Annotated in this window: 18 protein-coding genes and 1 tRNA gene; 13 read left to right on the forward strand and 6 right to left on the reverse strand. The window is 65.6% G+C overall.

What is annotated here, in order from left to right:
• The first annotated feature begins 47 nt into the window (after window positions 1–47).
• From AC1DV8_RS03050 to add, 5 genes are all read left to right on the forward strand, one after another.
• On the forward strand, window positions 48–1,049 hold the full coding sequence (locus AC1DV8_RS03050) for a nucleoside hydrolase (protein WP_477156434.1): 1,002 nt from the start codon (window positions 48–50) through the stop codon (window positions 1,047–1,049).
• A complete protein-coding gene (locus tag AC1DV8_RS03055; protein ID WP_477156435.1) occupies window positions 1,046–2,362 on the forward strand; it encodes an ABC transporter substrate-binding protein in 1,317 nt (438 codons plus the stop codon). The genes AC1DV8_RS03050 and AC1DV8_RS03055 overlap by 4 nt, the downstream gene beginning before the upstream one ends.
• 185 nt (window positions 2,363–2,547) lie before the next feature.
• Window positions 2,548–3,420, forward strand: a complete 873-nt coding sequence (locus AC1DV8_RS03060) for a carbohydrate ABC transporter permease (protein WP_477148575.1) — start codon at window positions 2,548–2,550, stop codon at window positions 3,418–3,420.
• Complete coding sequence (locus AC1DV8_RS03065; protein WP_477156436.1) at window positions 3,420–4,268, forward strand: carbohydrate ABC transporter permease; 849 nt, start codon at window positions 3,420–3,422, stop codon at window positions 4,266–4,268. Before AC1DV8_RS03060 ends, AC1DV8_RS03065 begins: the two co-directional genes overlap by 1 nt.
• Before the next feature lie 12 nt (window positions 4,269–4,280).
• On the forward strand, window positions 4,281–5,261 hold the full coding sequence (gene add, locus AC1DV8_RS03070; RefSeq protein ID WP_477156437.1) for an adenosine deaminase: 981 nt from the start codon (window positions 4,281–4,283) through the stop codon (window positions 5,259–5,261).
• A 60-nt stretch (window positions 5,262–5,321) separates the two neighbouring features.
• Here add and AC1DV8_RS03075 read toward each other — a convergent pair.
• Window positions 5,322–5,398, reverse strand: a tRNA-Met gene (locus tag AC1DV8_RS03075).
• 235 nt (window positions 5,399–5,633) lie between these two features.
• On the opposite strand from AC1DV8_RS03075, the gene AC1DV8_RS03080 reads away from it, so the two are divergent.
• Complete coding sequence (locus tag AC1DV8_RS03080) at window positions 5,634–6,878, forward strand: glycoside hydrolase family 5 protein (RefSeq protein WP_477156438.1); 1,245 nt, start codon at window positions 5,634–5,636, stop codon at window positions 6,876–6,878.
• Window positions 6,879–6,887: 9 nt separating this feature from the next.
• Here the strand turns inward: AC1DV8_RS03080 and AC1DV8_RS03085 are convergent, their stop codons facing one another.
• Together AC1DV8_RS03085 and AC1DV8_RS03090 are read right to left on the reverse strand one after the other, a co-directional pair.
• Complete coding sequence (locus AC1DV8_RS03085) at window positions 6,888–8,306, reverse strand: phenylacetate--CoA ligase family protein (protein WP_477156439.1); 1,419 nt, start codon at window positions 8,304–8,306, stop codon at window positions 6,888–6,890.
• Window positions 8,307–8,316: 10 nt separating this feature from the next.
• Complete coding sequence (locus AC1DV8_RS03090; protein WP_477156440.1) at window positions 8,317–9,309, reverse strand: lipid II:glycine glycyltransferase FemX; 993 nt, start codon at window positions 9,307–9,309, stop codon at window positions 8,317–8,319.
• Window positions 9,310–9,590: 281 nt separating this feature from the next.
• On the opposite strand from AC1DV8_RS03090, the gene AC1DV8_RS03095 reads away from it, so the two are divergent.
• The 3 genes from AC1DV8_RS03095 (at window position 9,591) to AC1DV8_RS03105 (ending at window position 12,724) form a co-directional block, all read left to right on the forward strand.
• Window positions 9,591–11,030 carry a lipopolysaccharide biosynthesis protein gene (locus AC1DV8_RS03095; RefSeq protein ID WP_477156441.1) on the forward strand — a complete coding sequence of 480 codons (1,440 nt, stop codon included), beginning with the start codon at window positions 9,591–9,593 and terminating at the stop codon, window positions 11,028–11,030.
• 110 nt (window positions 11,031–11,140) lie between these two features.
• A complete protein-coding gene (locus AC1DV8_RS03100) occupies window positions 11,141–11,641 on the forward strand; it encodes a response regulator (RefSeq protein WP_477148582.1) in 501 nt (166 codons plus the stop codon).
• A gap of 6 nt (window positions 11,642–11,647) precedes the next feature.
• Window positions 11,648–12,724 carry a glycosyltransferase family 4 protein gene (locus tag AC1DV8_RS03105; RefSeq protein ID WP_477156442.1) on the forward strand — a complete coding sequence of 359 codons (1,077 nt, stop codon included), beginning with the start codon at window positions 11,648–11,650 and terminating at the stop codon, window positions 12,722–12,724.
• A 62-nt stretch (window positions 12,725–12,786) separates the two neighbouring features.
• Here AC1DV8_RS03105 and AC1DV8_RS03110 read toward each other — a convergent pair whose 3' ends face one another.
• The gene (locus tag AC1DV8_RS03110) at window positions 12,787–14,370 is read right to left on the reverse strand and encodes a GumC family protein (RefSeq protein WP_477156443.1); all 1,584 of its coding nucleotides are present in this window, start codon (window positions 14,368–14,370) and stop codon (window positions 12,787–12,789) included.
• Window positions 14,371–14,632: 262 nt separating this feature from the next.
• Between AC1DV8_RS03110 and AC1DV8_RS03115 the strand changes: the two genes are divergently transcribed.
• The 3 genes from AC1DV8_RS03115 to AC1DV8_RS03125 are packed head-to-tail and all read left to right on the forward strand — an operon-like array spanning window position 14,633 to window position 19,143.
• A complete protein-coding gene (locus AC1DV8_RS03115; RefSeq protein ID WP_477156444.1) occupies window positions 14,633–15,898 on the forward strand; it encodes a nucleotide sugar dehydrogenase in 1,266 nt (421 codons plus the stop codon).
• Window positions 15,895–17,169 carry a glycosyltransferase family 4 protein gene (locus tag AC1DV8_RS03120; RefSeq protein WP_477156445.1) on the forward strand — a complete coding sequence of 425 codons (1,275 nt, stop codon included), beginning with the start codon at window positions 15,895–15,897 and terminating at the stop codon, window positions 17,167–17,169. The genes AC1DV8_RS03115 and AC1DV8_RS03120 overlap by 4 nt, the downstream gene beginning before the upstream one ends.
• Before the next feature lie 3 nt (window positions 17,170–17,172).
• Window positions 17,173–19,143 carry a heparinase II/III family protein gene (locus AC1DV8_RS03125; protein WP_477156446.1) on the forward strand — a complete coding sequence of 657 codons (1,971 nt, stop codon included), beginning with the start codon at window positions 17,173–17,175 and terminating at the stop codon, window positions 19,141–19,143.
• Window positions 19,144–19,148: 5 nt separating this feature from the next.
• Here the strand turns inward: AC1DV8_RS03125 and AC1DV8_RS03130 are convergent, their stop codons facing one another.
• Together AC1DV8_RS03130 and AC1DV8_RS03135 are read right to left on the reverse strand one after the other, a co-directional pair.
• Complete coding sequence (locus AC1DV8_RS03130; RefSeq protein WP_477148588.1) at window positions 19,149–20,294, reverse strand: glycosyltransferase family 4 protein; 1,146 nt, start codon at window positions 20,292–20,294, stop codon at window positions 19,149–19,151.
• Between the two features lie 46 nt (window positions 20,295–20,340).
• Window positions 20,341–21,357, reverse strand: coding sequence for a lipid II:glycine glycyltransferase FemX (locus tag AC1DV8_RS03135; RefSeq protein ID WP_477148589.1), 1,017 nt, complete (start codon window positions 21,355–21,357; stop codon window positions 20,341–20,343).
• 232 nt (window positions 21,358–21,589) lie between these two features.
• Here AC1DV8_RS03135 and AC1DV8_RS03140 point away from each other — a divergent pair, with 232 nt between their 5' ends.
• Window positions 21,590–22,861, forward strand: a complete 1,272-nt coding sequence (locus AC1DV8_RS03140) for a VpsF family polysaccharide biosynthesis protein (protein WP_477156447.1) — start codon at window positions 21,590–21,592, stop codon at window positions 22,859–22,861.
• The last annotated feature ends 17 nt before the right edge of the window (window positions 22,862–22,878 follow it).

Genomic DNA, 22,878 nt, shown 5'->3' on the forward strand with positions numbered 1-22,878 from the left:
GATATCTCGCAGTTTTCCTTGACGACTATCTGCGAGTGACCAGCCCTATGCCCACCCACCGGATCATCATCGATTGCGACCCCGGCCATGACGACATGGCGGCGATCCTGCTCGCCGCCTGGCACCCGGACATTAAGATCGAGGCGATCACCAGCGTATGTGGCAACGCGTCCGTCGCCAACACCACCAATAATGCGCTGCGCATCGTTGAGGCGTTCGGGCTCGATGTGCCGGTCTATGCCGGCGCCGTGCAGCCGCTCCTCCACCGCTACGAGTTCCCCGCGGCCTTCCACGGCCCGAGCGGGCTCGACAGCGCGGGTGCGGAGCTCCCGGGCGCCACCCGTGCTGCCGAGTCCACCCACGCCGTCGACGCCATCATCGCGCTGGCCGATGCCAACCCCGGCGAGATCACCGCCGTCGTCATCGGCCCGATGACCAACCTGGCGCTGGTGCTCGCCAAGCGCCCGGACATGGCGCAGAAGCTGAAGCAGATCGTGTTCATGGGTGGCTCGGCCGGCGAGGGCAACGTCACGCCGGCGGCCGAGTTCAACATCTGGGCCGACGCCGAGGCGGCGCGGATCGTGTTCCGCTCGCGCGTCAAGCTCACGATGTTCGGGCTCAACGTCACGCACCAGACGCTGCTCGGGCGCGACCATGTTGCCGCCGTACGCGCCTCGCAGCCCGCGCCCAATCCGGTCGCTGACACTATGGAGTTCTACTGCGGCACCTACTATTCGTTCGCCGGCGCCGACAAGCCCGGCGCGCCGCTGCACGATCCCTGCGCCATCGCCTACCTGATCGACCCGACCATCTTCACAGTTGAGCAGCTTCCCGGTGAGGTGATCGTCGCGGATAGCGAGTCTTATGGCCAGACGCTGATCGACTTCCGTCCGCAGGATCCCGCGCACGACAAGCGCATCAAGAATGTCGGCGTCGCGCTCCAGGCCGACGTGGGCCGTTTCATAGACCTGGTGACCCAGGCCCTCATCTGGGGCGCCAGCCGGTATGCCTCCCCCTCGCACGTCACTCCCGAAAAGGTGCACTCATGAAGATGTGGAAGACCGCAGCCATTGCCGGGCTCGTTGCCGGCATGCTCACCACCACCGCGTTCGCGCAGCAGAAGACCCTCAACCTCATCGTCATCGAGGGTGGCGACACCACCGCCATGCAAGCGGTGGTCGATGCCTATTCGGCAGCGCATCCCGACATCAAGATCAACCTCCAGCCCTATCCCTTCGCGCAGTTCTTCCAGGTCGCCGACCTGCGCCTGCGCTCGAAGGATGCCGGCATCGATATCGTCTATGTCGATGCCCCGCTGGTCGCGAGCTATTCCTCGCGTGGGTTCCTGTCGCCGATCGATCCGGCGATCGATACCGCCAGCCTCGTGCCGGGTTCGGTCGATGCCGGCAAGTACGACGGCACGCTCTACGCGCTGCCGGTCAACAACTCGGCCCAGGTGCTCTACTACAACAAGAAGCTGTTCGCCGACGCCGGCATCGCGGCGCCCGAGGGCCTCACGGCCGGGGCCACCGCGACGCAGGCGCAGGTCGACGAGCTCGCTTCCACCAAGCGCTGGACCTGGGAGCAGGTGGCCGATGCTGCGCAGAAGCTGACCAAGCGCGACAATGGCCGCACCACCCAGTGGGGCTTCACCGTCGAGCAGTTCGGTGAGCTCTACCAGCTGCAGCCGTTCGGGGAGTCGTTGGGCACCGACGTGATCGGGCCCGACGGCTACACCGCCAAGGGCTATCTCGACAGCGAAGCCTGGACCAAGGCCGCGACCTACTGGTCGAACCTCTACAATGAGTGGGCAGTGAGCCCGAAAAGCCTCGGCTATGGCGAAGCGGCCCAGCTGTTCGGCAACGGCCAGCTCGCCATGTTCGCCGGCGGCACCTGGAACCTGCCCATCCTCAGCGACACCGGCGTCGACTACGGCGTCGCCCCATACCCCTATTTCGAGGGTGGCAAGGTGCTGACCCCGACCGGCAGCTGGTATATCGGCGTCAACGCCGCCTCGGCCAACCAGGCGGAATCGTTCGATTTCGTGAAGTACCTCACCACGTCCGACGAGGGCACGCGCGTCTGGTTCAAAGCGCTCAACCAGCTCCCGACCTACAAGCCGCTGCTCGACGAAATCAGCAACTCGGCCGACTACGATGCTTTCCCGAACGACGTGTTCCGCATGGGCGTCTACGACTCGCTCAACACCGCCAAGGTCCGTCCGGTGACGGCCGCCTACGGCCAGCTGCAGGACGCGTTCCGCACCGCTTTCGTCGATATCGCCAACGGCGTGCCGGTGAAGGATGCTCTCACGAGCGCCGTGCAGAAGTTCGAATCCGCCGCCTCGCGCGTCGCGCAGTAGTCTCCTGCGCCGCCGGTGGCTGTTGGCCCCCACCCCTGTCCCCTCCCCCTCAACAGGGGGAGGGAGACGAGAACACTGGCGCATGTGCGAGGGTCTCCCTCCCCATTCTTAGGGGGAGGGACAGGGGTGGGGGTCAACAGCCACTGTGCTACCCAGTTGTCACTTACCAGATGAAGCAGCCGCCATTGACCACCCGAGCCAAGTCCCCCCTCTTCTTCGTCGTGGCGCTCCTCACCCCCGCGCTGCTCGGCCTCGTCGTCTTCCGGCTCTATCCGATCGCGCTGGCCATCTCGGACAGCTTCTTCAACGTCTTCCGCGGCAACCAGGTGTTCGTCGGGCTCGACAACTACCTGTCGCTCGTCACCGACTCGACGTTCTGGAAATCGCTGCAGGTCACCCTCTGGTTCAACCTGCTGATCAACCCGATCCAGATCGCGCTCGCGCTGGGTCTCGCGCTGCTCTACGTGCAGAAGTTCAAAGGCGTCACCTTCTACCGCATCCTGTTCCTCATCCCGATCGGGGTGTCGCTGCCCACCGCGGTGATCATCTGGCGCATCATGCTGAGCCCCGACGGGCTGGCGAATGGCCTCCTCAACATTGCTGGCATCCCCGGCCAGCCCTGGCTGACCTCGGAGAGCCTCGCGCTCTATTCGATCATCGCCATCGCGACCTGGAAGGGGATCTCGTACTGGATGATCTTCATCATCGGCGGGCTGCAGAACATCTCGCCCGAGATCTATGACGCCGCCAAGATCGACGGCGCGCAACCGTGGCAGCGGCTGTTCTTCATCACCATCCCGCTGCTCAGGCCGACGCTGCTCTTCGTCCTCGTCGCCGACGTGTCGATCAATTTCCTCCTCTTTGCGCCCATCTTCATGATCACCCAGGGCGGCCCAGCCGACAGCACCAACGTGCTCATGTACGAGGCCTACAAATCCGGCTTCATCTTCGGCGACATGGGCCGCGCCATGGCGATCATCGTGGTGGTCGTCGCCATCCTCCTCGTCATCGTCGGGCTGCAGTTCCGCCTGCTCAACGGCAAGCCGGAGAAGAAGTGATGGCGACCACCGCACTCCGCAAAGGTCTCGGCTTCGGCCTGAAGCACCTCGCCTACATCGCCATCGCCTTCATTTTCGTCCTGCCGCTCTGGTGGGCCATTGTCTCTTCGCTCCGGTCGAACACGGCGGTCTTTGCCGATATCTTCCCCTTCACCACCAAGGCGTTGATCCCTGCGCCGTTCTCGCTCGAGGCCTACCAGGGCGTGTTCGATCGCGGCTTCGGCCTCATCATCGCCAACACCATGTTCGTCGCCATCATCACGATGATCGCGGGGCTGATCGTCAACGGCATGGCCGGTTTTGCCTTCGCGGTGTTCGACTTCAAGGGCAAGAACGCGATCCTGACGCTGATCATCATCAGTTTCATGCTGCCCTTCGAGGCGATCGCGCTGCCGCTCTACACGGTGACGCTGCAGATAGGCTGGGTCGACAATATCGCGGCGCTGATCGTGCCGAGCGTTGCCAACGGGCTTGCGGTGTTCCTATTCTACCAGTTCTTCAAGGAAGTCCCGAAGGATTACCTTGAGGCCGCCAAGCTCGACGGCGCCAATTGGCTCGATATTCTCCTCCGTATCTACGTGCCGCTCTCGATCCCGACCTGCATCAGCGCGGGGCTGCTGCTCTTCGTCTTCCAGTGGGAGGCGTTCCTGTGGCCGCTGCTCGCCATGCCCTCCCAGCAGTTCAAGGTGATCCAGGTCGGCATGGCCGCCTTCCAGCAGCAATACCAGACGATCTGGAACCAGCTCTTTGCCGTCGCGGTCATCACCGCGCTGATCCCGATCGCGCTGCTCTTGCCGCTGCAGCGCTACTATGTGCAGGGCCTCGCGAGCGCTGGTATCAAAGGTTGACGGGACAAGAGAATGACGAGAGACGAACTCAACGCGCTGCCCAAGGTCGAGCTGCACCTCCACCTCGATTGCTCGATGAGCTTTGAGTCCGTCCACGCCCTTGTCCCCGAAATGACGCCGGAGCGCTACCGCGCCGAGTTCCTCGCGCCCAAGAAGTGCAAGAGCCTCGTCGACTATTTCCGCTATCTCGGCCCGCCCTTAGCGCTGCTGCAGACGCGCGAGGGCCTGCGCATCCAGACCATCGACATGCTGCGCCAGCTCGCGGCCGACAACATCATCTATGCCGAGCTGCGCTTTGCGCCACACCTCCACCGCCAGACCGGCCTCACCACCGACGAAGTGGTCGAGATCGTCCTCGCCGCGGTTGAAGAGGGCAGGGCGCGCTACCCGGTCGAAGTCCGCCTCATCCTCTGCACCCTCCGCCCAGACGACACAGCCTCCGGGCTCGATCTCGTCCGCATCGCAGACAAGTACCGCGACCAGGGCGTCGGTGGCTTCGACCTCGCAGGCGACGAGGCGGGCTATCCGCTCGACCAGCACATCCCGGTCTTCCGCGCCGCCCGCGACAAGGGCCTCAACATCACCGCCCATGCCGGCGAAGCGGTCGGCGCCCATAGCGTGCGCGAAGTGATCGAGCAGCTCGGCACCCGCCGCGTCGGCCACGGCGTCCACTCGATCGAGGATCCCGCCGTCATCGAGCTCCTCCTCGCCAACAACGTCCATCTCGAAGTCTGCCCGTCCTGCAACATCCAGATCGACGTGTTCGACCGCTACGAGGACCACCCGATCGACCGCCTGCGCCGGCTCGGCATTTCGCTCAGCCTCAGCACCGACGCCCGCGGCCCGACGAACCTTACCCTCACCGACGAGTACGAGCGCATGCACCAGATATTTGGTTGGGGGCTGGACGAGTTCCGTGCCAGCAACCGCAGCGCCCTCTCCGCAGCATTCATCCCACCAGAAACGCGGCTGAGACTGCTCCACCGGCTGTAAGCACAGGCCGGTCGCGTTGGGCGACGGATCTCTGGCCAGGCGCCGCTTGAGGGGGGTGAATGGTAGCGGAGGAGGGAGTTGAACCCCCGACACACGGATTATGATTCCGCTGCTCTAACCAACTGAGCTACTCCGCCCCAGACGCTGGCTGGTCCCGGGACCGGCCGACGGGCGCTGGTAGCGCGGCGCCTTCTTAGGTTTGGTGGGGGTGGGTGTCAAGCGCTCCCGGGAGCGATCGTGCGGATGTCCCAGCCAAGCTGTCGGCGGCCCTCTGCGTTTGACGCCTGATACACCATAGGCAGCGATTTCGGCGGGCATGAACCCGCTCGTCACGCCGGACGGCTAACATGCGCCGCGAAAGCGGAGGGTGCGATGGCGACGATCTGGCGGGTAGTGTTTTTTGCCCTCGCGATGCTCATGGGAAGCGCGCAGGCGGCGCCGTTGGCGCTGCAGCGCGGCGTGGGCGTGCATGAATGGCTCAACTGGTCGCCACTGGCAGCCGACGGTTCCTATCGGTGGCCGCCCTATCAGACGGTGGACGAATGGCGCACCCGCTATCGCGAGCTCACCGACTGGCCAGCCGGCGACGAATTCGCCCGCATTAAGTCGCTGGGCTTCGATTTCATCCGTCTCACCGTCGATCCGGGCCCGCTGCTCGCCACCGAGGGCGCGAAGCGCCAGGAGGCATTGGCGGTGCTGGCCGAGGACGTCCGGCTGGTTCTCGCGAGCGGGCTCAAGGTGGTGTTCAACCTCCACCCCATCACCCAGGTCGCCGCCTATAGCGGGGACAGCACGGTCGAGGGTCGCTCAGACAGCGAGGGCGTCGCGCGCTACGTGGCGATGACGGCGGACGTTGCGATAATGCTGGCGCCGCTTGGCGCCGACAAGGTGGCGTTCGAGCCGTTCAACGAGCCGCAACACTATCCCTGCGAGGGCAGGGGCGACGGGCAATGGCAGAAGATCATGGAGCAGGCGATGGCGGCGATCCGTGCCGTCAGCACCGAGCTCACGGTGATCGCCACCGGTGCCTGCGGTGGCGACGTCATCGGGCTTGCCGACCTCGATCCGAATTTCGACGACCCCAACCTCTACTACAGCTTCCACATGTACGACCCGCACAGCTTCACCCACCAACAGTCGGACGAGGAGGGGGGCTTCGCTTCGGGCTTGCCCTGGCCGGCCAGTGAAGGCTCGCCGGGCGCGGTGATCGAGATGCTGCGCGCCCATATGACGGCGGCCGGTGTCACTGAGGCCGACCAGGAGCAGACCATCCTGAAGCTCGGCCCGTACATCGCCAGGTACTTCGCCGACGGCGAGGGGGAGAGCCAGCTACAGGAGGGCTTTGACTATGTCCTTAACTGGGCCGGCGCCCACGGCATCCCGACCAGCCGGCTGTTCCTGGGCGAGTTCGGCGTCATCGCCATGTCCGACGATGGCCGGATGGGGGCTTTCGCCGCCGACCGCCTGCGCTACCTGGAGGCGGTGCGGCGCAAGGCCGAGGAGCACGGCATCCCGTGGTCGGTCTGGGAATACTCCAACCGGTGGGGGATGAGCATCATCCTGCCCACGGGCCCGGCCATTCCCGACACCGCCATGCTGAAGGCACTGGGGCTTTAGCCCCAGCCCTCAGAACTGGTTCAGATCCAGCCGCTGGTCGATGAAGGCGCGCTTGCCGCCCCGGCCGCCGGCGAGGTTCTCGACCCGCTCGATCGAGAAGGTGACGCGGTCGCGCACGCGATCCTGCAGGTCTGCCGCAAGATTCAGGGCATCGGCTTCGGTGCCGCCCTCCGAGGCGATGTAGCGGATGGTGACGTGGCCCGGCCGCTCCTGCAGGAACTGGTACTCGTCGACGCCCTTGAAGAAGCGCGGGGTGTCGGGCGTCAGGTCGATGGTGACCACCCGCCCACCATCGGAGGTGATCAGGTAGTTGGGCTTGCGCCGCGGGATGATGCTGGAAACCCGCATGCGCTGGCCGTTGGCCTCGGTGGGCAGCTCGACCAGCGTGGCGCGGTCATGCGTGTCGTAGCGGATGAACGGCATGCCGGTGGAGAGGAATCCGGTGCCGATCAGCCGGCCCTCGCGGCCGGGCTCGGTGATCGGCTGGTCATGCTCGTCGACCAGTTCGGCAAGGCCGTAGAGCGGCTCGAACGTATAGAGCTCACCGCCCGCCATGCTTTCGGAGGCAAACAGCACCTTTTCGCTCAGGCCATAGAAATTGGCGATCGGCACATCGGCGCCGAAGGCCGCGGCGATGGTGGCGCGGTGGTGCGGCAGCATCGGCTCGGAGATCGGCAGGATGCCCTTGAGCGGCTGCTTGAACTCACGGCCAAGGGTGATCATGTGGCGGCCCATCAGGTCGATGGCCGAGGGGTAGCCGTAGAGATAACGCACGCCGTGCTCGTCGATCAGGTCGGCATAGTGCGCGACATCCTGCCGGGTCATCGGGAACACCGACAGGCGGAGCTCGCGCAGGGCCGGCTCCCATTCCGAGGTAATGCGGCCGCGCCCGTCGAGGCCGACGCCGCGCAGCACGATCTTGCTGTCCTTTTCGGTGAAGCCCGCCCGGCTCCAGCTGTCGTTGACGAAGGCCATTTCGCGCACGCTGCGGTCGCGATCGAGATAGAAGCCGAACGGCCGCTCGGAGTTGGAGCCGCTGGTGTCGGCGCGGTCGACGCTGGAGCGCGGGGCCGCGAGCGCACTGTCGCCGGCGGCGGTGAGATCGGTCTTCTTGAGGATCGGCAGGCGGCGCAGATCCTCGGGCATGGCCCGCTCATAGTCGAAGTCGACGCCCAGGTGGCGGTCGAGCAGGTCGCGGTAGAACGGGCTGTTGTCATGCGCCTTGCGCAGCAGGCCGCGCAGCGCCTTGAGGTGCTCGGCATTGGCATAGACCGGGTCGGCGCTGGCGGCGATGCGCTCGCGCCACAGCCGGTAGGTACCGCCGAACTTCATGCTGGTCGGCACCAGCGAGACCAGTGGCGCCAGCGACTGGCGCAGGAATTTCGGACCTCGTGCATAGGCGCCGCGCGCCACATCCATCATACTCATAACCACCCCCTTAAATGCTGATCCATTCGCCGGCGAGCTCGTACTCGACCGGCTTCATCGTTCGCTTAAATTGCGTATAGCCGTCGCCGAGCCGCAGCCCGCCGACATCAAAACTCTTCGCGCCGCGCCGTTTCATTTCGCGCATCACGTTCCACATCAGGAAGTTGCCGGCGTTGACCTTGCGGCCCTCCGGCCCGAACCAGCCGATGTGGTATTCGGCGGTATTGCCGAAGCGGACTACCGACATGCCGGCGACGGGCATGCCCTCCCGCAGCAGCTGGAACACGAGGACGTTGCCCGGCGCTGCCTCTCGCAGGCCGCGCAGCATCTCCGGGCCAGCGGCGAGGAAGTTCTTCGCCTTCATGTTCTCGAGATGGCGGGCGATCATCCAGTCATAGGTGGCGGCGTCGTCGGCGATCCGCAGCTCGGCGCCGGCTTTCTCGGCGGCGCGGGTGCGGTTGCGGAAGGTCGAGCCGAAGCTCTTCCAGAGCTCCTCGTCGCTCACCGAGATGTCGATGCGCCCGGAGCGCCACGAGGCGGCCTGGCGGCGGACATAGCCGGCCTCGCGCAGCAGGCCGATATTGTGCTCGGTCCTGTTGAGCGCCGGGGCGATCAGCAGCGGCATCGTCCACAGCCGGCCGACTGTGTTGCGCAGTGCGCGGTAGACTCCAACCACCTGTTCGTCCGACGGCATCGTTTCGAGCAGGATCGGTCCGCGATTGACGCGATTGAGCAGCTTCATGCCGAAGCGCCGGTACTGCAGCACCACCGCAAAGGCCACGGGCTGCTCGCCGACGGCAAAGATCAAGCGGCGGGATGGCCAGCCGCTGGCGTCCTTGCCGGCGGCAAAACTGAAATCCTGCGGCAGGTGGCCAACCGGTGCTGCGGCCATCAGGGCGCGCCACTCGGCTTCATCGGTGTTGACGTGCACAGTGACAGCATCGGCCGGCCGCTCGGCAGCGGCAGCCGGAGCCTCTATCTGTGGAGCAACGTCGAAGGCCATGGCAATAATCCCGGGCCCTTACCCGAGGCCGCACAGCATCGATATAACCTCGCCCGGTCCAGCAGTACCGAAAGGTTACTTTAGTGTTAATATTGGCGGCGGTATCGTGGCAGGAGCACCGGCATGATCACCGAGTAGCGCGGCGCGCCTAAGATCAGTCCGCAAATTTCGATACAATTGCTGCTATTCACCTTAGACGGCCAATTAACTATCCGTTCGACGGTCGCGGGCGTAAGCGGATTTGCCGGACCCTCGCCGGCGATGTCCGGAAAGTGCCGCCAGTGCTGTTGCGCTCCACCCTCATCTACGCTCCGGCGATGCTGCTGACGCGCCTTTCGGCGCTGCTGCTGCTGGTCATCGCCACCCGGCTCATCGACCAGACCGAATACGGGCTGCTGACGCTTGTCGTCACGGTCGGCGAGCTCACCGATTCCGCCGTCACCAACTGGCTGCGCATCGCGCTGCTCCGGCTCGGCGGCAAGGGCGAGATCAGCCGCGGCAGCCTGGCGCTGGCGGCGCGGGTGCTCGCGGTGACGACGCTCATCGGCCTCGTGGTCTCCGCGGCTGCCTCGGGCATCGTTGCGCCGGAACGCTGGGCCGAGTTTGCGCTGGCCGTCTGCACCTACCTTGCGGTCGGCTCGGTCAACCGCTTCGCGCTCACCATATTGCAGATGCAGCAGCGCCATAGCGCCTACTCCCTGCTGGAGTTTGTGCGGGCCGCCCTGCAGCTGACACTGCCAGTGGTCGTCATCTCAATGGTGCAGCACAGTTTCCTGTTCGTCTCGCTGGCCTCTTCCGCCGCGACGCTGCTCGCCGGGCTCATCGGGCTGCGGCTCGCCCTTGGCCGCGTTGTCGAGGGGCCGCCGCGCTTCGCCTATCGCGAGCTGTTCGCGCTCGGCCTGCCGATGATCGCGATCGCGGTGGTGGGCTTCGGCCTCAACAGCGCCGAGCGGGTGCTGCTCAAGATGTATTACGACGCCAGCGCCGTGGCGGTCTTCGCCGCAGTCTACGTGCTGGCCCGCCAGCCGATCGATACCATCGCCAACGCCATCAACATGGGCGGCTTCCCCGAAATGGTCAGCCGGTTCGACCGCGACGGGCCGGCCGCGGCGGCGAGCTTCCTGTCGCAGCAGATGGCGCTTCTCGCTCGGCTGACCTTTCCGGTCGCCGCGCTGCTGGTGGCGCTCAGCACCGATATCGCCAAGCTGCTGCTCCCCGCCGACTACCAGGGGCCAGTGCTGCAGATCTTCCCGCTGATCGCCGTCGCGGTGATGGCCGCCAATTTCTCGGCCTTCGTGTTCCAGAACGTCATTCACGCGCATAAGCGGCCGTGGCTGCTGATCGTCACCAGCACGCCGGGCTCGATCGTTACTATCGTGCTGTCCTTCCTCGTCATTCCGCCGCTGGCCGAGGTCGGTGCGGCGCTGGCGCTAACGGGCGGGACGCTCGCCAACCTCATCACGGCCATCATCGTCTCGCGCCGGCTGACGCCGATCCCCATCGCCTGGCGCGACCTCGGAGCGTCGGTCGGCATTGCGGTCGCGACCGGTATCGCCGCCTTCATCGCCAGCGCGTTGCTGGGCGATGCGTGGCCGCTGTTCCGGCTGGCGGCCGGGAGCGTTGCGGGTGGGTTGGTGTTCCTCGGCCTAACCGCGCTGATCCACCCCGACGAAACCCGCAATCTCGCCGGCAAGGTCAAGGCCCGCCTAGGCATCGCCTGAGCCGGGCAGGGCGGTAACCTAGCCGATTAAGGATATGGCGAGTTCCCCCGCGCTCTATGCGCAGGCGCGTGTTAAGCCCCTGTTAACCCCAAGCGGGAGGCCAACCTCTGATGATTTCGCGCAGTCTCGGCATCGCAATGCTAGCCGGCAATCCGGCCTTCAGCGGCATCCTGCAGCGCGCGCTGGAGCTTGATGGCGGGCACAAGGTGGCAAGCTTTCAGGGCGTCGAGGTGCTGACCACCTACCTGCGCATCTCGCCGGTCGACGTGGTGATCCTCGATACCGATCTGCCCGGCGCGCCGGCCATCGACATCGCCCGCGGCCTGCGCCAGCACATGAAGCTCGCGACGCCCGACTTCCAGATCGTCGCGCTCACCCGCACCCCGGCTCCGTTCCACAAACCGCTGCTCGCCGCAGGCATCGATCAGGTGCTGCTGAAGCCGGTCACGCCCGGCGCGTTGCTAGAAGCCGTCGAGGCCCTGTTCGAACCCGAGCGCGCCGTCGCGATGGCCAATGGCCCGATGGTCCGCCCGTTCGAGGGCGCCGCCACTCCGCCGGCACGGATCGGCAACGTCATCCCGCTGTTCGGCGAGGGACGGGAGCGCCGCTGACGCCCCATGGCCAAGGTTCTGCTCAATCTCCTCGGCGCCGGGTCTGCACAGCTGTCCGGCATCGCGATGTACACGGCGAACGTCTATGCCGCGCTGCTGAACCGTCGTCGCCACGACTACGTGCTGCTCACCAGCTGGAAGCCGGAATGGCTTGAACCGCACCTGCCGCTCGATGGCGTCACCATCGTGCGCGGCAAGGCTACCCCCAGCGAGAAGCTGCAATACTGGTTCGAGACGGCGCAGGTCAGTGTCGTCGCTGCGCAGCACAAGGCCGATACCATCTTCACGCCCTGGCCCCTGGCGCCGATCGCCGGCGGCAGGAAGCGGGTCCTGGTGCTGCACGATCTCTATCGCCGCACCCACCCCGAACTGCACAAGTGGCACTACCAGCTGGCCTGGAACACCTACTTCCCCCTTTCGGTTGCCGCCTCGTCGCAGGTGGTCTGCGTCTCCGACGCCACAGCCAACGAGTTCCGGCGCCTCTATCCCGATGCGGCCGGCAAGGCCGTGACGATCGGCGAGGCCTCGACGATCCGCGCGACGCCGCTCGCCGAGCGACCCGTGCCCGGCCGCTACGGCCTGTGCGTCTCGAGCAACATGGCGACCAAGAACCTGCCGCGCCTCATCGAGGCGGCGGAGCTGATGCGTCAGCGCGGCCTCGATATCCCGATCGTCTGGATCGGCAAGGACAATGGCGATGCGGTCCGCGATGAGCTGGCCCGTTATCCCGAGCTCAAGAGCTTCATTCTCCCCGGCCGGGTCGACGAGCAGCAACTCGCCACCTGGTACGCGCATGCCGATTTCTATGTGGCCCCGTCACTCACCGAGGGCTTCTGCCTGCCGGTGGTCGAGGCACAGAAGTTCGGCGTGCCGGTGGTCTGCTCGGATATCGAGGTGCTGCGCGAAGTGGGCGGGCAGGGCGCCCGCTTCTTTGACCCGTTGAACCCCCAGGCGATCGCCGATGCGATCAGCGCCGTCAGCACCGACCGGGCCGAACACGCCCGGCTCTCGGGACTTGCCCGCAGCAACGCCACCCGCTTCAGCTGGGACGACGCGGCGGCCAAGCTCGAGACCCTGTTCTAAGTACCCTCCCAAAAGAAAAGGCGCCCCGTAGGGCGCCTCGTTCATTTTGCGCGGCAACCGGCTTATGCCGTGGCCGTTGCCGTATCCCGCCGGCGCGTGTCGCGCTTCAGGTCGCGCGAGATGCCCAGCGCCACGGCAATCAGCATGCCGAAGACGAACCCGCCAAACCCACCGCCCGCGGCGACGACCACCGTCTTGGGCGGCCAGGAGCGGTCGGTCGGCGGCACGGCCGGAGAGATCACCCGCACATTAGTCGTGTCAATCTGCTCACGCTCGGCCACCTGCTTGGCGCGGCTGAGGAACGCTTCGTATATCGTGGTCTTGCTCGCGGCGTCGCGCTCGAGTTCGCGCAGCGCCACCAGCGCCTCGTTGTCGGAGAAGACGTTGGTCTTGAGGGTATCCGCCTTGGCCGTCAGCGCCTGAAGTCCCGATTTGGCTTCGTCGAGCGTCACCTTGGCGGCCGTCACCACTCGGGCGATCTCGGCACTGAGCTCGGACTGCGCCACGGCCAGCTCGGCATTGAGCTTGACGATGGTGGGATGGCGCGCGCCGTAGATCATCGACTGGCTGTCGAGCTGGGCGCGAAGGTCGGAAATCCGGGCACGCACGCCGGCCAGCGAAGCCGAAGCCTGGGTGTCGGCGGTCGATGCATTGCTGCCGGCTGCCACCAGCTCGTCATAGGCCGATTGCGCCGCGATGACGCGCGACTGCGCCTCGACCACCTGCGCGTTCAACTGGGTCAGCGTCTGGTTGCTCACCAGCTCGCCCGCACTCGCCGACAGGTTGTTGGCGCGCTTGTACGCCTCGACCTTTTCCTCGGCCGTCTTCACCGCGCCCTTCAGCTCATCGAGGCGCTCGTTCAGCGAATCCGCGGTACGCGAGGCGCCAGCCGATTCCGCCGTCGCCAGTTCGTTCTGGAACGAGGCGACGACCGCGTCGGCGATCTTCACCGATTTCTGCGGGTTTTCCGAAGAGACCTGCAGGGTAGCGACAAAGCTCGTTTCATCGGCCTTAGTGCTGACCTTCTTGGACAGCGCCGCGAGCGCCGCGAGACGCGGATTGGGCACGGCCTTGTCGCCGCCCAGCGGGATCAGCGAGGAAAGCGAGAAGCCGGGCGTAGGGTCGTAGAATTCCTTGTCGTCCACAAGGTTCAGTTCATCAACGACGCGCAGCAGCACATTGCCCGAGGTCAGGACGCGGAGCTTCGAGCCGGCATTGAGCCGCGCCGCATCGGCCTGGCCGGGCTGCTGGAACAAGTCGTCCGACACCACCTGCAGGCTGGCCGGATCGATCATGATGTCGGTCGAGACCGTGTACTTGGGTGTGCCGAACATGCCGTAAAGCCCGCCCGCTACGGCGCCGACCACCGCCAGCCCAAGGGCGAGCTTCTTGCCGCGGCCCATCCAGCTGAACAGCCGTCCAAAATCGAGCTCAAGGAAATCGCCGATCTTGTTGAGCGTCACCGTTTCCACCGGCACTGCGTCCGCGACCTGCGAGGCGGCGGCCGGCGCCGGCCTCGGTGCGGGGTGCAGCCTTGCCATTACGGCCTCGCGGTGGCCGTGGGCGTCGTCGCTCCCCAGCCGCGCGAAGACGCGTGCGCCGGAGCGGGCAGTGTCGGAAACTGGCCTGTCGGTGACGTCGGACATGGCGTTGGATCTCGTTGCTGAGGCAGCCTGTTGTTCGTGCCCTTATATACCGACGGTCGCGCCGGGCTCGCGTAATGGGATTTTTTGGTTAAGCCGCCGGCCAAATAGATACAAGTTTAGCTGTTAGGATTAACGGCTGGTTCAGGATGTCTGGGCCGCATGGTTCGGTTAAACCTCCGTTAACAGGTCAAAGAGAGTTGCGGACGACTCGATTTTTCGACGTCAGCACTACGCTGCCTGAACTAACCTTGCGGTGGGTTACATGAAGATTGCGGTTTTTGGGCTTGGCTACGTTGGTAGTACTACGGCAGGCTGCCTGGCGAGCCAAGGTCACCACATTATCGGCATAGATGTCAGCGAGACGAAGGTCCGCGACTTTCAGGCCGGTATCTCCCCGGTCCTCGAGCCCGGCCTCGATGAACGGCTGGCAACTGCCCGGGACGAGGGGCTGCTGCAAGGCTCGACTGTGATCGGCGGCCTGCTGGATGACGCCGACATTGCGCTGGTGTGCGTCGGCACCCCAAGCGCCCTCGATGGTTCGCACAATCTCAGCCACATCGCCGAGGTGACCCGCCAGATCGCCACCGGCGTGCGGCGCGATCGGTCGAGCCGCCTGACGGTTGCCTATCGCTCGACGATCCGGCCCGGCACTGTCGACGGGCTGATCGCCCCGATCTTCCGCTCGATCCTGGGCGAGAATTTCGGCGACCTCATCGAGCTGGTCTACAATCCGGAATTCCTGCGCGAATCCTCGGCCATCGCCGACTTCTTCAATCCGCCCAAGATCGTCATCGGCACAGTCGACGGCCTGCCTTCGCCCGCCATGGACCGGATGCATGAAGGCCTCCAGGCCCAGACCTTCCACGTGGGCTATCGGGAAGCCGAGCTGACTAAGTTCGTCGACAACTCCTGGCACGCGGTCAAGATTGCCTTCGCCAACGAGATCGGCCGCATCTGCCAGCAGCTCGATATCAGCGCCACCAAGGTGCACGAGATCTTCGTGTCGGACACCAAGCTCAACCTCTCGGCCTATTACACCCGGCCGGGTGGGGCGTTTGGCGGCTCGTGCCTGCCCAAGGACGTGCGGGCACTGCAGCACATTTCCAACGACATCGGCGCGAACACCCATCTGCTGGACGCGGTGCTGCGCACCAATGAGGCGCACAAACACTACCAGTTCGATCACATCGTCCGTCAGCTTACGCCCGGCGCCAAGGTGCTGCTGGTCGGCCTCGCCTTCAAGGCGAACACCGACGATCTGCGCGAGAGCCCGAATGTTGATATGGCCCGCCGGCTGATCACCGCCGGGTTCGATGTGTCCATCTATGACTCGGGCCTCGATGCACGCAAGCTGATCGGCCAGAACCTCGGCTATGCCTATTCACAGCTGCCCAAGATCGGCGAACTGCTGATCGACAAGGACGAAGCCGAGGCCGGCGATTTCGACCTGGTGGTCGCCGCCAACGGCCTGCAGCGCAGCCTGGCGCTGCGCAGCAGCAACGTGATCGATGTGAGCATGATCCCATGAGCTCGATGGCAGAGGGCGCGTACACGCCCGAACTGAGCGTCACGCAGCAGGCGAGCACCGACGTGCTGCGCGACGCCCCGCTGGCCGGCAAGAAGGTTCTGATCATTGTCGAGAACCTGCCGGTGCCGTTCGACCGGCGTGTCTGGCTGGAGGCCACGACGCTGAACAAGGCCGGAGCGGTGGTCAGCGTCATCTGTCCCGTCGCCAAGGGCTACACCAAGCGCTACGAGGTGATCGACGGCATTCACGTCTATCGCCATCCGCTGCCCGCCGAAGGTAACGGTCCGATCGGCTATCTCAAGGAATACGGCGCCGCCCTGTTCTGGGAAACGGTGCTGGCCTTCAAGGTGCTGCGCGAGCGGGGCTTTGACGTCATTCACGCGTGCAACCCGCCGGACCTGATCTTTCTCGTCGCGCTGCTGTTCAAGCCGTTCGGCAAGCGGTTCGTGTTCGATCACCACGACATTAACCCGGAACTGTACGAGGCTAAGTTCGGCCGGCGCGACCTGTTCTGGCGCCTGATGCTGGTGCTCGAGCGGCTCACCTTTGCCATGGCGCATGTGTCGATCGCCACCAACCACAGCTATCGCGACATCGCGCTCGAACGCGGTGGTATGCGGCCCAAGGACGTCTTCGTGGTGCGCAGCGGGCCCGACCTGCACAAGATCAAGCCGGTCGCTCCGAACGCACGCTGGAAGCAGGGGCGGAAGCACCTCGTCGGCTATGTCGGGGTGATGGGCGCGCAGGAAGGCGTCGACCTGCTGCTGCAGTCGGTGCACGATATCGTCGTGCGGCAGGGGCGGACCGATATCCAGTTCTGCATCGCCGGAAGTGGTCCGGAGCTGGAGCAGCTGCGCGCTCAATCCAAGCAGCTGGGCCTCACGGACTTCGTGAACCTGCCCGGCCGCATCAGCGATGCCGATCTGTTCGAAATGCTCTCGACGGCCGACGTCTGCGTCAATCCTGACCGCGTCAACGTCATGAACGACAAGTCCACCATGAACAAGATCCTCGAGTACATGGCGTTCGGCAAGCCGATCGTGCAGTTCGACGTCACCGAGGGGCGCTATTCGGCCGGCGAGGCATCGCTCTATGCCAAGCCGAACGATCCGGTGGATATGGCCGCGCGGATCACCGATCTGCTCGCCGATCCGGTACGTGGCGCCCGCATGGGACAGCTGGGGCGCGAGCGCGTCGAAGACCGGTTCAGCTGGAACCACCAGGTGCGCCCGCTGATCGCTGCCTACCAACGAGCCCTCCAGGGAATCTAGGCCATGTCCCTGGGCTGGTACCTTCATCGCCTGCGCGCCATGAGCGCAGGCGAGCTGGCGCACCGCGTCAGCGAGAAGATCAAGAAAGAACGAGCCCGCGGACGCCTGGAAGGCTGGGCCCACTACCCGGGTACGGAAGTCCGGCCGCTGCCCGGCTTGCGGGAACGGGTGCTGGGCGCGTCTCCTGCGCTCGCGGAGAAGATCCGCCTGGCCGCCGAGAAGGTTCTGGCCGGACGGTTCGCCGCGCTTGGCGTCGAATGGCCGCGGCAGGCGGCGGCCGACCGGTTTCCCCATGATCTCTGGCGGCTCGATCCGGTTACGGGCGGCGCATGGCCAGCTGCGGACCAGTACTGCTTCGACGTTCCCTACCGGCACGAGCGGCAGCTCGGCGACGTAAAATACGTGTGGGAACTGAACCGCCTGCAGTTCCTGCAGCCGCTGGCCGCCCACGCGCTGCTGGCTTCCAATGCGGATAGCGTCGCCGCTATCGAAGCGGCCGTCGACAGCTGGTACGCGGCCAATCCGCCGTTCCGCGGCCTCGGCTGGAACTCCGGTATCGAGCTCGCCCTGCGGGCCATTTCGCTGCTGATCACCGTCTCCCTGGTGGGCGAGCGCCTGTCCGTCGTCTGCCGCCGGCAGATCGCATCCATCCTCCAGGCCACCGCGACCTGGCTGAAGCGGTATCCCTCGCGGTTCTCGTCGGCGAACAATCACCTGATTGCCGAACTGGCGGGTGAGTTTCTCATCGGGCTGGCAATGCCGGGCATCGCTGGAGCTGCCGACATGGCGGCCCGGGCTCGCGCCAAGCTGGTCGAAGAGACCGCTCGCCAGATCCTGCCCGACGGTGTCCCGGCCGAGCAGTCGCCGAGCTATGGCGCCTTTTCGGCCGAGTTCGTGCTCCTCTGCTCCGTGGTTGCCCGCGATTCCGGGCAGCGGTTCCCCGCCTCGGTGGGTGAGCGCCTCAGCGCTTTCGCCGAGTTCATCGGCTGGCTAGCGCTCGAAGGCGGCACGGTTCCCGCCATCGGCGACGACGATGACGGCCGCGTCCTGACCTCGGGCAATGTCGAGCATGCCTATCCGGGCTCAGTCGCCAACGCGATCGCGGGGTTCACGGGGCGCGGTGCGCCGACGGACGCCGAAGCCGATTTTCGCGGCCTGCTACTCGGCCGCGCTGATGAACGTGCTGCATCGCCGCGGGGACAGCGGGTCTTCGCGCAAGGCGGCTACTCCGTCGTCAACGAGGAGATTGGCGGGCGGCAGGTCAGCCTGGTGTTCGACCATGGGCCGCTGGGCTATCTCTCGATCGCCGCGCACGGGCACGCTGATGCGCTGGCCATTATACTGGCGGTCGACGGCGAGCCGGTGCTGATCGATCCGGGTACTTATCTCTATCACTCGGGCGGCGCCTGGCGCGACTGGTTCCGCGGCACCACAGCACACAACACGCTGGTCGTGTCCGGCGCCGATCAGAGTACGATCTCAGGTTCGTTCAACTGGTCGCAGAAGGCCGCAAGCCGGCTCGAGCGGCACGACAAAGGCGCCCGGTGGAGCCTGACCGCGAGCCATGACGGGTATCGCAAGCGCTTCGGCGTCACCCATCAGCGCAACCTCGCTCGCACCGAGAGTGGGTTCGCCATCGTCGACAAGCTGCTCGGCGTCGACGGGGACCGGCAGGCGCAGGTCAGCTTCCAGCTTGCTCCCGACCTTTCGGCGCGCGTTGAGGGGAACGAAGTGATCGTCCAGCGTGGCGCGCTCACCATCCTCACGCTCACCTTCGAGCACGGCGACATCTCCGTGCAACGCGGTGGCGAAGGTGCCGGCGGCGGCTGGGTCTCACCTGCCTTCGGTCGCAAGCAGGAAGCCGATCGTGTCGTTTGGCAGGGCAGGGTAGGCGAAACCGGGCGCACGGTTGCGGTCGAGCTTCGGCCGGTAGCCGGCCTGGGGCACTCGGCCCGCGAACAAGAAGCGGTGTGACGCTTCTAGCCGCGGCCTGCGACAGCCTCTTCGTGCCGAACAGCGGCCCTGGGGCGTCCAGAGCCCATCCCAACGAGAGCCCGATAGCGGGCCACCAGTGCCGGCACCAGCTTCTCGCCGGTGAACTGCTCGACAATGCGCTGGCGGGCTGCGCCGGATAGCCCGGCCCACGCATCCTGCGCCAGGATGTTCTCGACGGCGGCGGCATAGTCCTCGCCCGTCGCCTCCATGTCGAAGACGACCCCCGCATCCGCGATGACCTGGCGGTTGAAGCCATTGTCCGCCACCAGCGGCACGAGCCCCTGGCTCATCGCCTCGGTCAGCGCGTTGGAATGGCCTTCGCCGCGATGCCGGGTGGGGAATATGAAGAAGTGGCCGTCACCGAGCTGCGCCGGGACCTCCGGGTGGGGGACGGCACCGAGCCACGACACAGGTAGCTCCTGAGACGCCGCCTTGAGGCCCGCAACGTAGGCCTCGTCGTCCCGTCCGATGACCTTCAGCCGTACGTCGTGCCCCCTGGCCTTGAGCGCGCGCACGCAGTCCAGCGCGACTTCGATCCCCTTCTCCGGCACGATACGGCCAAGGAAAACCAGGTTGATCCGGCCGGATGGCGGAGCGGGGCGGTTGCCCACCGTCCCCGCATCGACATAGTTGGGCAGGTAGAGCGCGTCCTTGCCGTACGGCGCGACGAGCGGCAAATAGACCTCGCCCTCGACGCAGATGAGGTCGGACATCTTCAACATGCTCTCGAAGGCGGCGCGCCTCGCCCGCTTGGGGCTGGCGGTGTCCTCGGCAATGGCGCCCGCCCTCAGGTCGACCACGAGCTTGGCGCCGCGACGGCGCGCGAGATGGCACAGCAGCCACTCGGCGAGGATGAACTGGCGGCGGAGCGGCGTGATGTGGAACACGTCCCACTGCCCGCCCTCGATGACGATGCGCCAGGCCAGGGCGGCAAAGCTCGTGCCGTAGGCCAGGATCTTCCGCCATGCCGGTTTGCGTTCCGGCGCGTAGGGCAATTCGACGACGTCGAGCCCGGCGCGATCGAGGTCATCGATCAGCCGGCGATTGGCGGCCTCGAAGCCGCCCCTGGCGGGTTCCCCCTGCCGCGCAATCGGGCCGCAATAGGCAACGGTGAGAGCGGTGGACGTCATCGAGAACCTGCCATGGCCTTACGGGCCTCCCGGCGCATCGCTGCGCCTAGAAGCCGACATACTCCCCGAGGAGGAAATACTCGGCTCCGTTCATGCCGCTTTTGAAGCTTGAGAAGCCCTTGTCGCTGTTGATGCCGCCGACATCGTAGAGGCGGCAGCCCCGCCGCTGCATCTCCTGGATGGCGCCCCAGGTAATGGCATTGCCGGCCTTCACCTTGCGGCCCTCCTCGCCAAACCAGGCGACGATGGAGTCGGCGACGTTGCCGAACTTCAGCATCACCAGCCCGGCGACGGGCCGGCCTTCATGCAATGCTTGAAGCAGCACATAGTCGGAACCGGAGTTCTTCCTGAGGCTGCGAAGGAACTCGGCATCGTGGCCGGAAAAGCCCTTCTCGGCCATGTTCTGCAGATGGCGCTCGATCATCCATTCGTGGTCGGCTTCCGCATCCGCCACCTTGACCGTCACGCCGGCCTTGTCGGCAGCGCGGATGGACTTGCGCCAGTTGTGCTCGAAGGTCTGGAACACATCATCGATCGGCAGCGCGAGATCGAGCCGGGCCGAGCCCCAGCCATTGCCCTTGCGCGGCCTGAACCCGGCCCTCGCGAGGATCGCCCGGTTTTCAGGCCGATCTTCCAGCGCGGGCGCCAGCAGCAGCACGCCGAACGGCAACCGGCCCCACCGCTTCCGCACCGCTCGATAGACGGCGGTGACAACGTAGGCGGGTGCATCGGGCATCAGGAACATCGGACCGCGATTGATGCGCGTCACGACCCGTAGCCCCGCCACGCGCTTTTCCAGCGCCTGCACGATGGCTACCGGGCGACCTGCCAGAGACAGCAACTGCCGGCTTACATGCCAACCCTTGCTGCCCTTTGCCTCGCCATAGCCAAATGCCTGGACGCTGTGAGCGCGATCGGTCTGCCCGAGCAGCCGCTCCCATTGCAGCGCATTGTTGACGGTCTCGAACACCACCGAGGTAGCATCGGTCAGCTCCAGCAGTCCGGCATTTGCTGGCGTGCCTGGAGCTGTCGTCGGTATCGAAGTCTGCAGCGCATGAGTCATGGGGCGTTAACCACTGAGGAGAGCCCGAACACTAGTCCCGCGGGCGCAGTTCAACCAACGCCAACTGCTCAAATGATTAATGGTGGATCCGTCTCACGCGGCCTTGCCGAAGCGCCGGCAGCAGCCCGTCTCGATTAAGGATACGGCGATCTCCTCCGCGCCTTGGCGGGGCAGGGCGTGCTAAACCCGGGCCACCAAAAGCCGCAACCCATGCCAGTGGAAAGGGACAGCCTTGAGCTATTCGGCCACCGGACCCAAAGCGGCCGGCGACAGTGCGCAGCGCGCCAATGCCTTCTCTCTCGCCCTGTTCCTGGCGATCCTCGCAGCACTGGTGATCCGCATCTGCGTGTCACCGGCAGTGATGGACACGGTCTACGACTACGTGCGCGAAGGCGGCGCCTTCTACAACAAGATCCACCTCGGTACCTACCTGCTGCTGTTGCTGCTGCCGGTGGCGCTGTTCACGCGCCCGGTGTTCCTCAGGGGCGAGGAGATCGTCAAGTTCCGCGATCTCGTGCGCTTCATGGGCCTGCTGGGACTGCTGATCGTCTTCCTCATCGCCACTGGTCGGGGCGGCGTGGGGGGCAATCTCATCGACACCTATCTTGTCGCCGGCGCTGTCGGCCTCATCCTCCTGGCGCAGAACCCGTCCTACCGGCGCCTCCTCGGCGACGCGGTGATCCTCATCAACCTGCTGAGCGCGCTGATGGGGCTGTTCGAGGTGGCGACCCATATCCGCATCTTCCCCTATTCGGAGGGCGAGGCGGCGTTCCGGCCGATCGGCCTCGCCGGCCATCCGCTGACCCTTGGCCTGCTGTCCGCCACGACGATCGGCTTCGTGCCGCTGACCAGCTGGAAGCCCTGGGTGAAGGTTGCCGCCATGGCGCTGCTGTTCGTTGGCACCGTCGCCGCCGGCGCACGCTTCGCGCTGATCGTCGCCACCGTCGAGGTGCTGGCGCTGGTACTGCTCGTCCCCTGGACTTCGCTCAGCCGCCGCGCCGAGCGCAAAGCCAAGCTCGCAGTGCTGATCATGGTGCTCGCGGGGGGCGCCGCGTTGATCGGCGTGATGGCCGCCGGCGGATTGCTGTCGCGCTTTTCGGAAGGCGTGGTCGATCAGAATTTCTTCGCTCGCACCGACATCTACCAGATATTCGATCACGTCACCTGGCAGGAGGTGATGTTCGGCAAGGACATCGTCGAGGTCACCAAGATCGTCAACGACAAGCTCGGGCTGCCCTTCATCGAGTCCACCCCGGTCTTCATGACCTTCCAGCTGGGTCTGACCCTCGCCATCCCCTTCGCGCTGCTGTTCTTCTGGCTGGTCTGGCGGTTGCTCCGCCACCAGTCGCGGCCGGCCTGGATCGGCACCGCCGTGTTCCTTTGCGCCGCGCTCTCCAACAACACGCTGAGCCAGAAAACCGCGGTCGTCACGATCCTCATCGTGCTGCTCGTCGCCTATTTCGAGGCGGTGCCTACCCGTGCTAGCCTCGAGCCTCGGCATTAACCGCATCTTAACCTAAG

The sequence above is a fragment of the Devosia sp. P3_B2 genome, assembly GCF_056402875.1.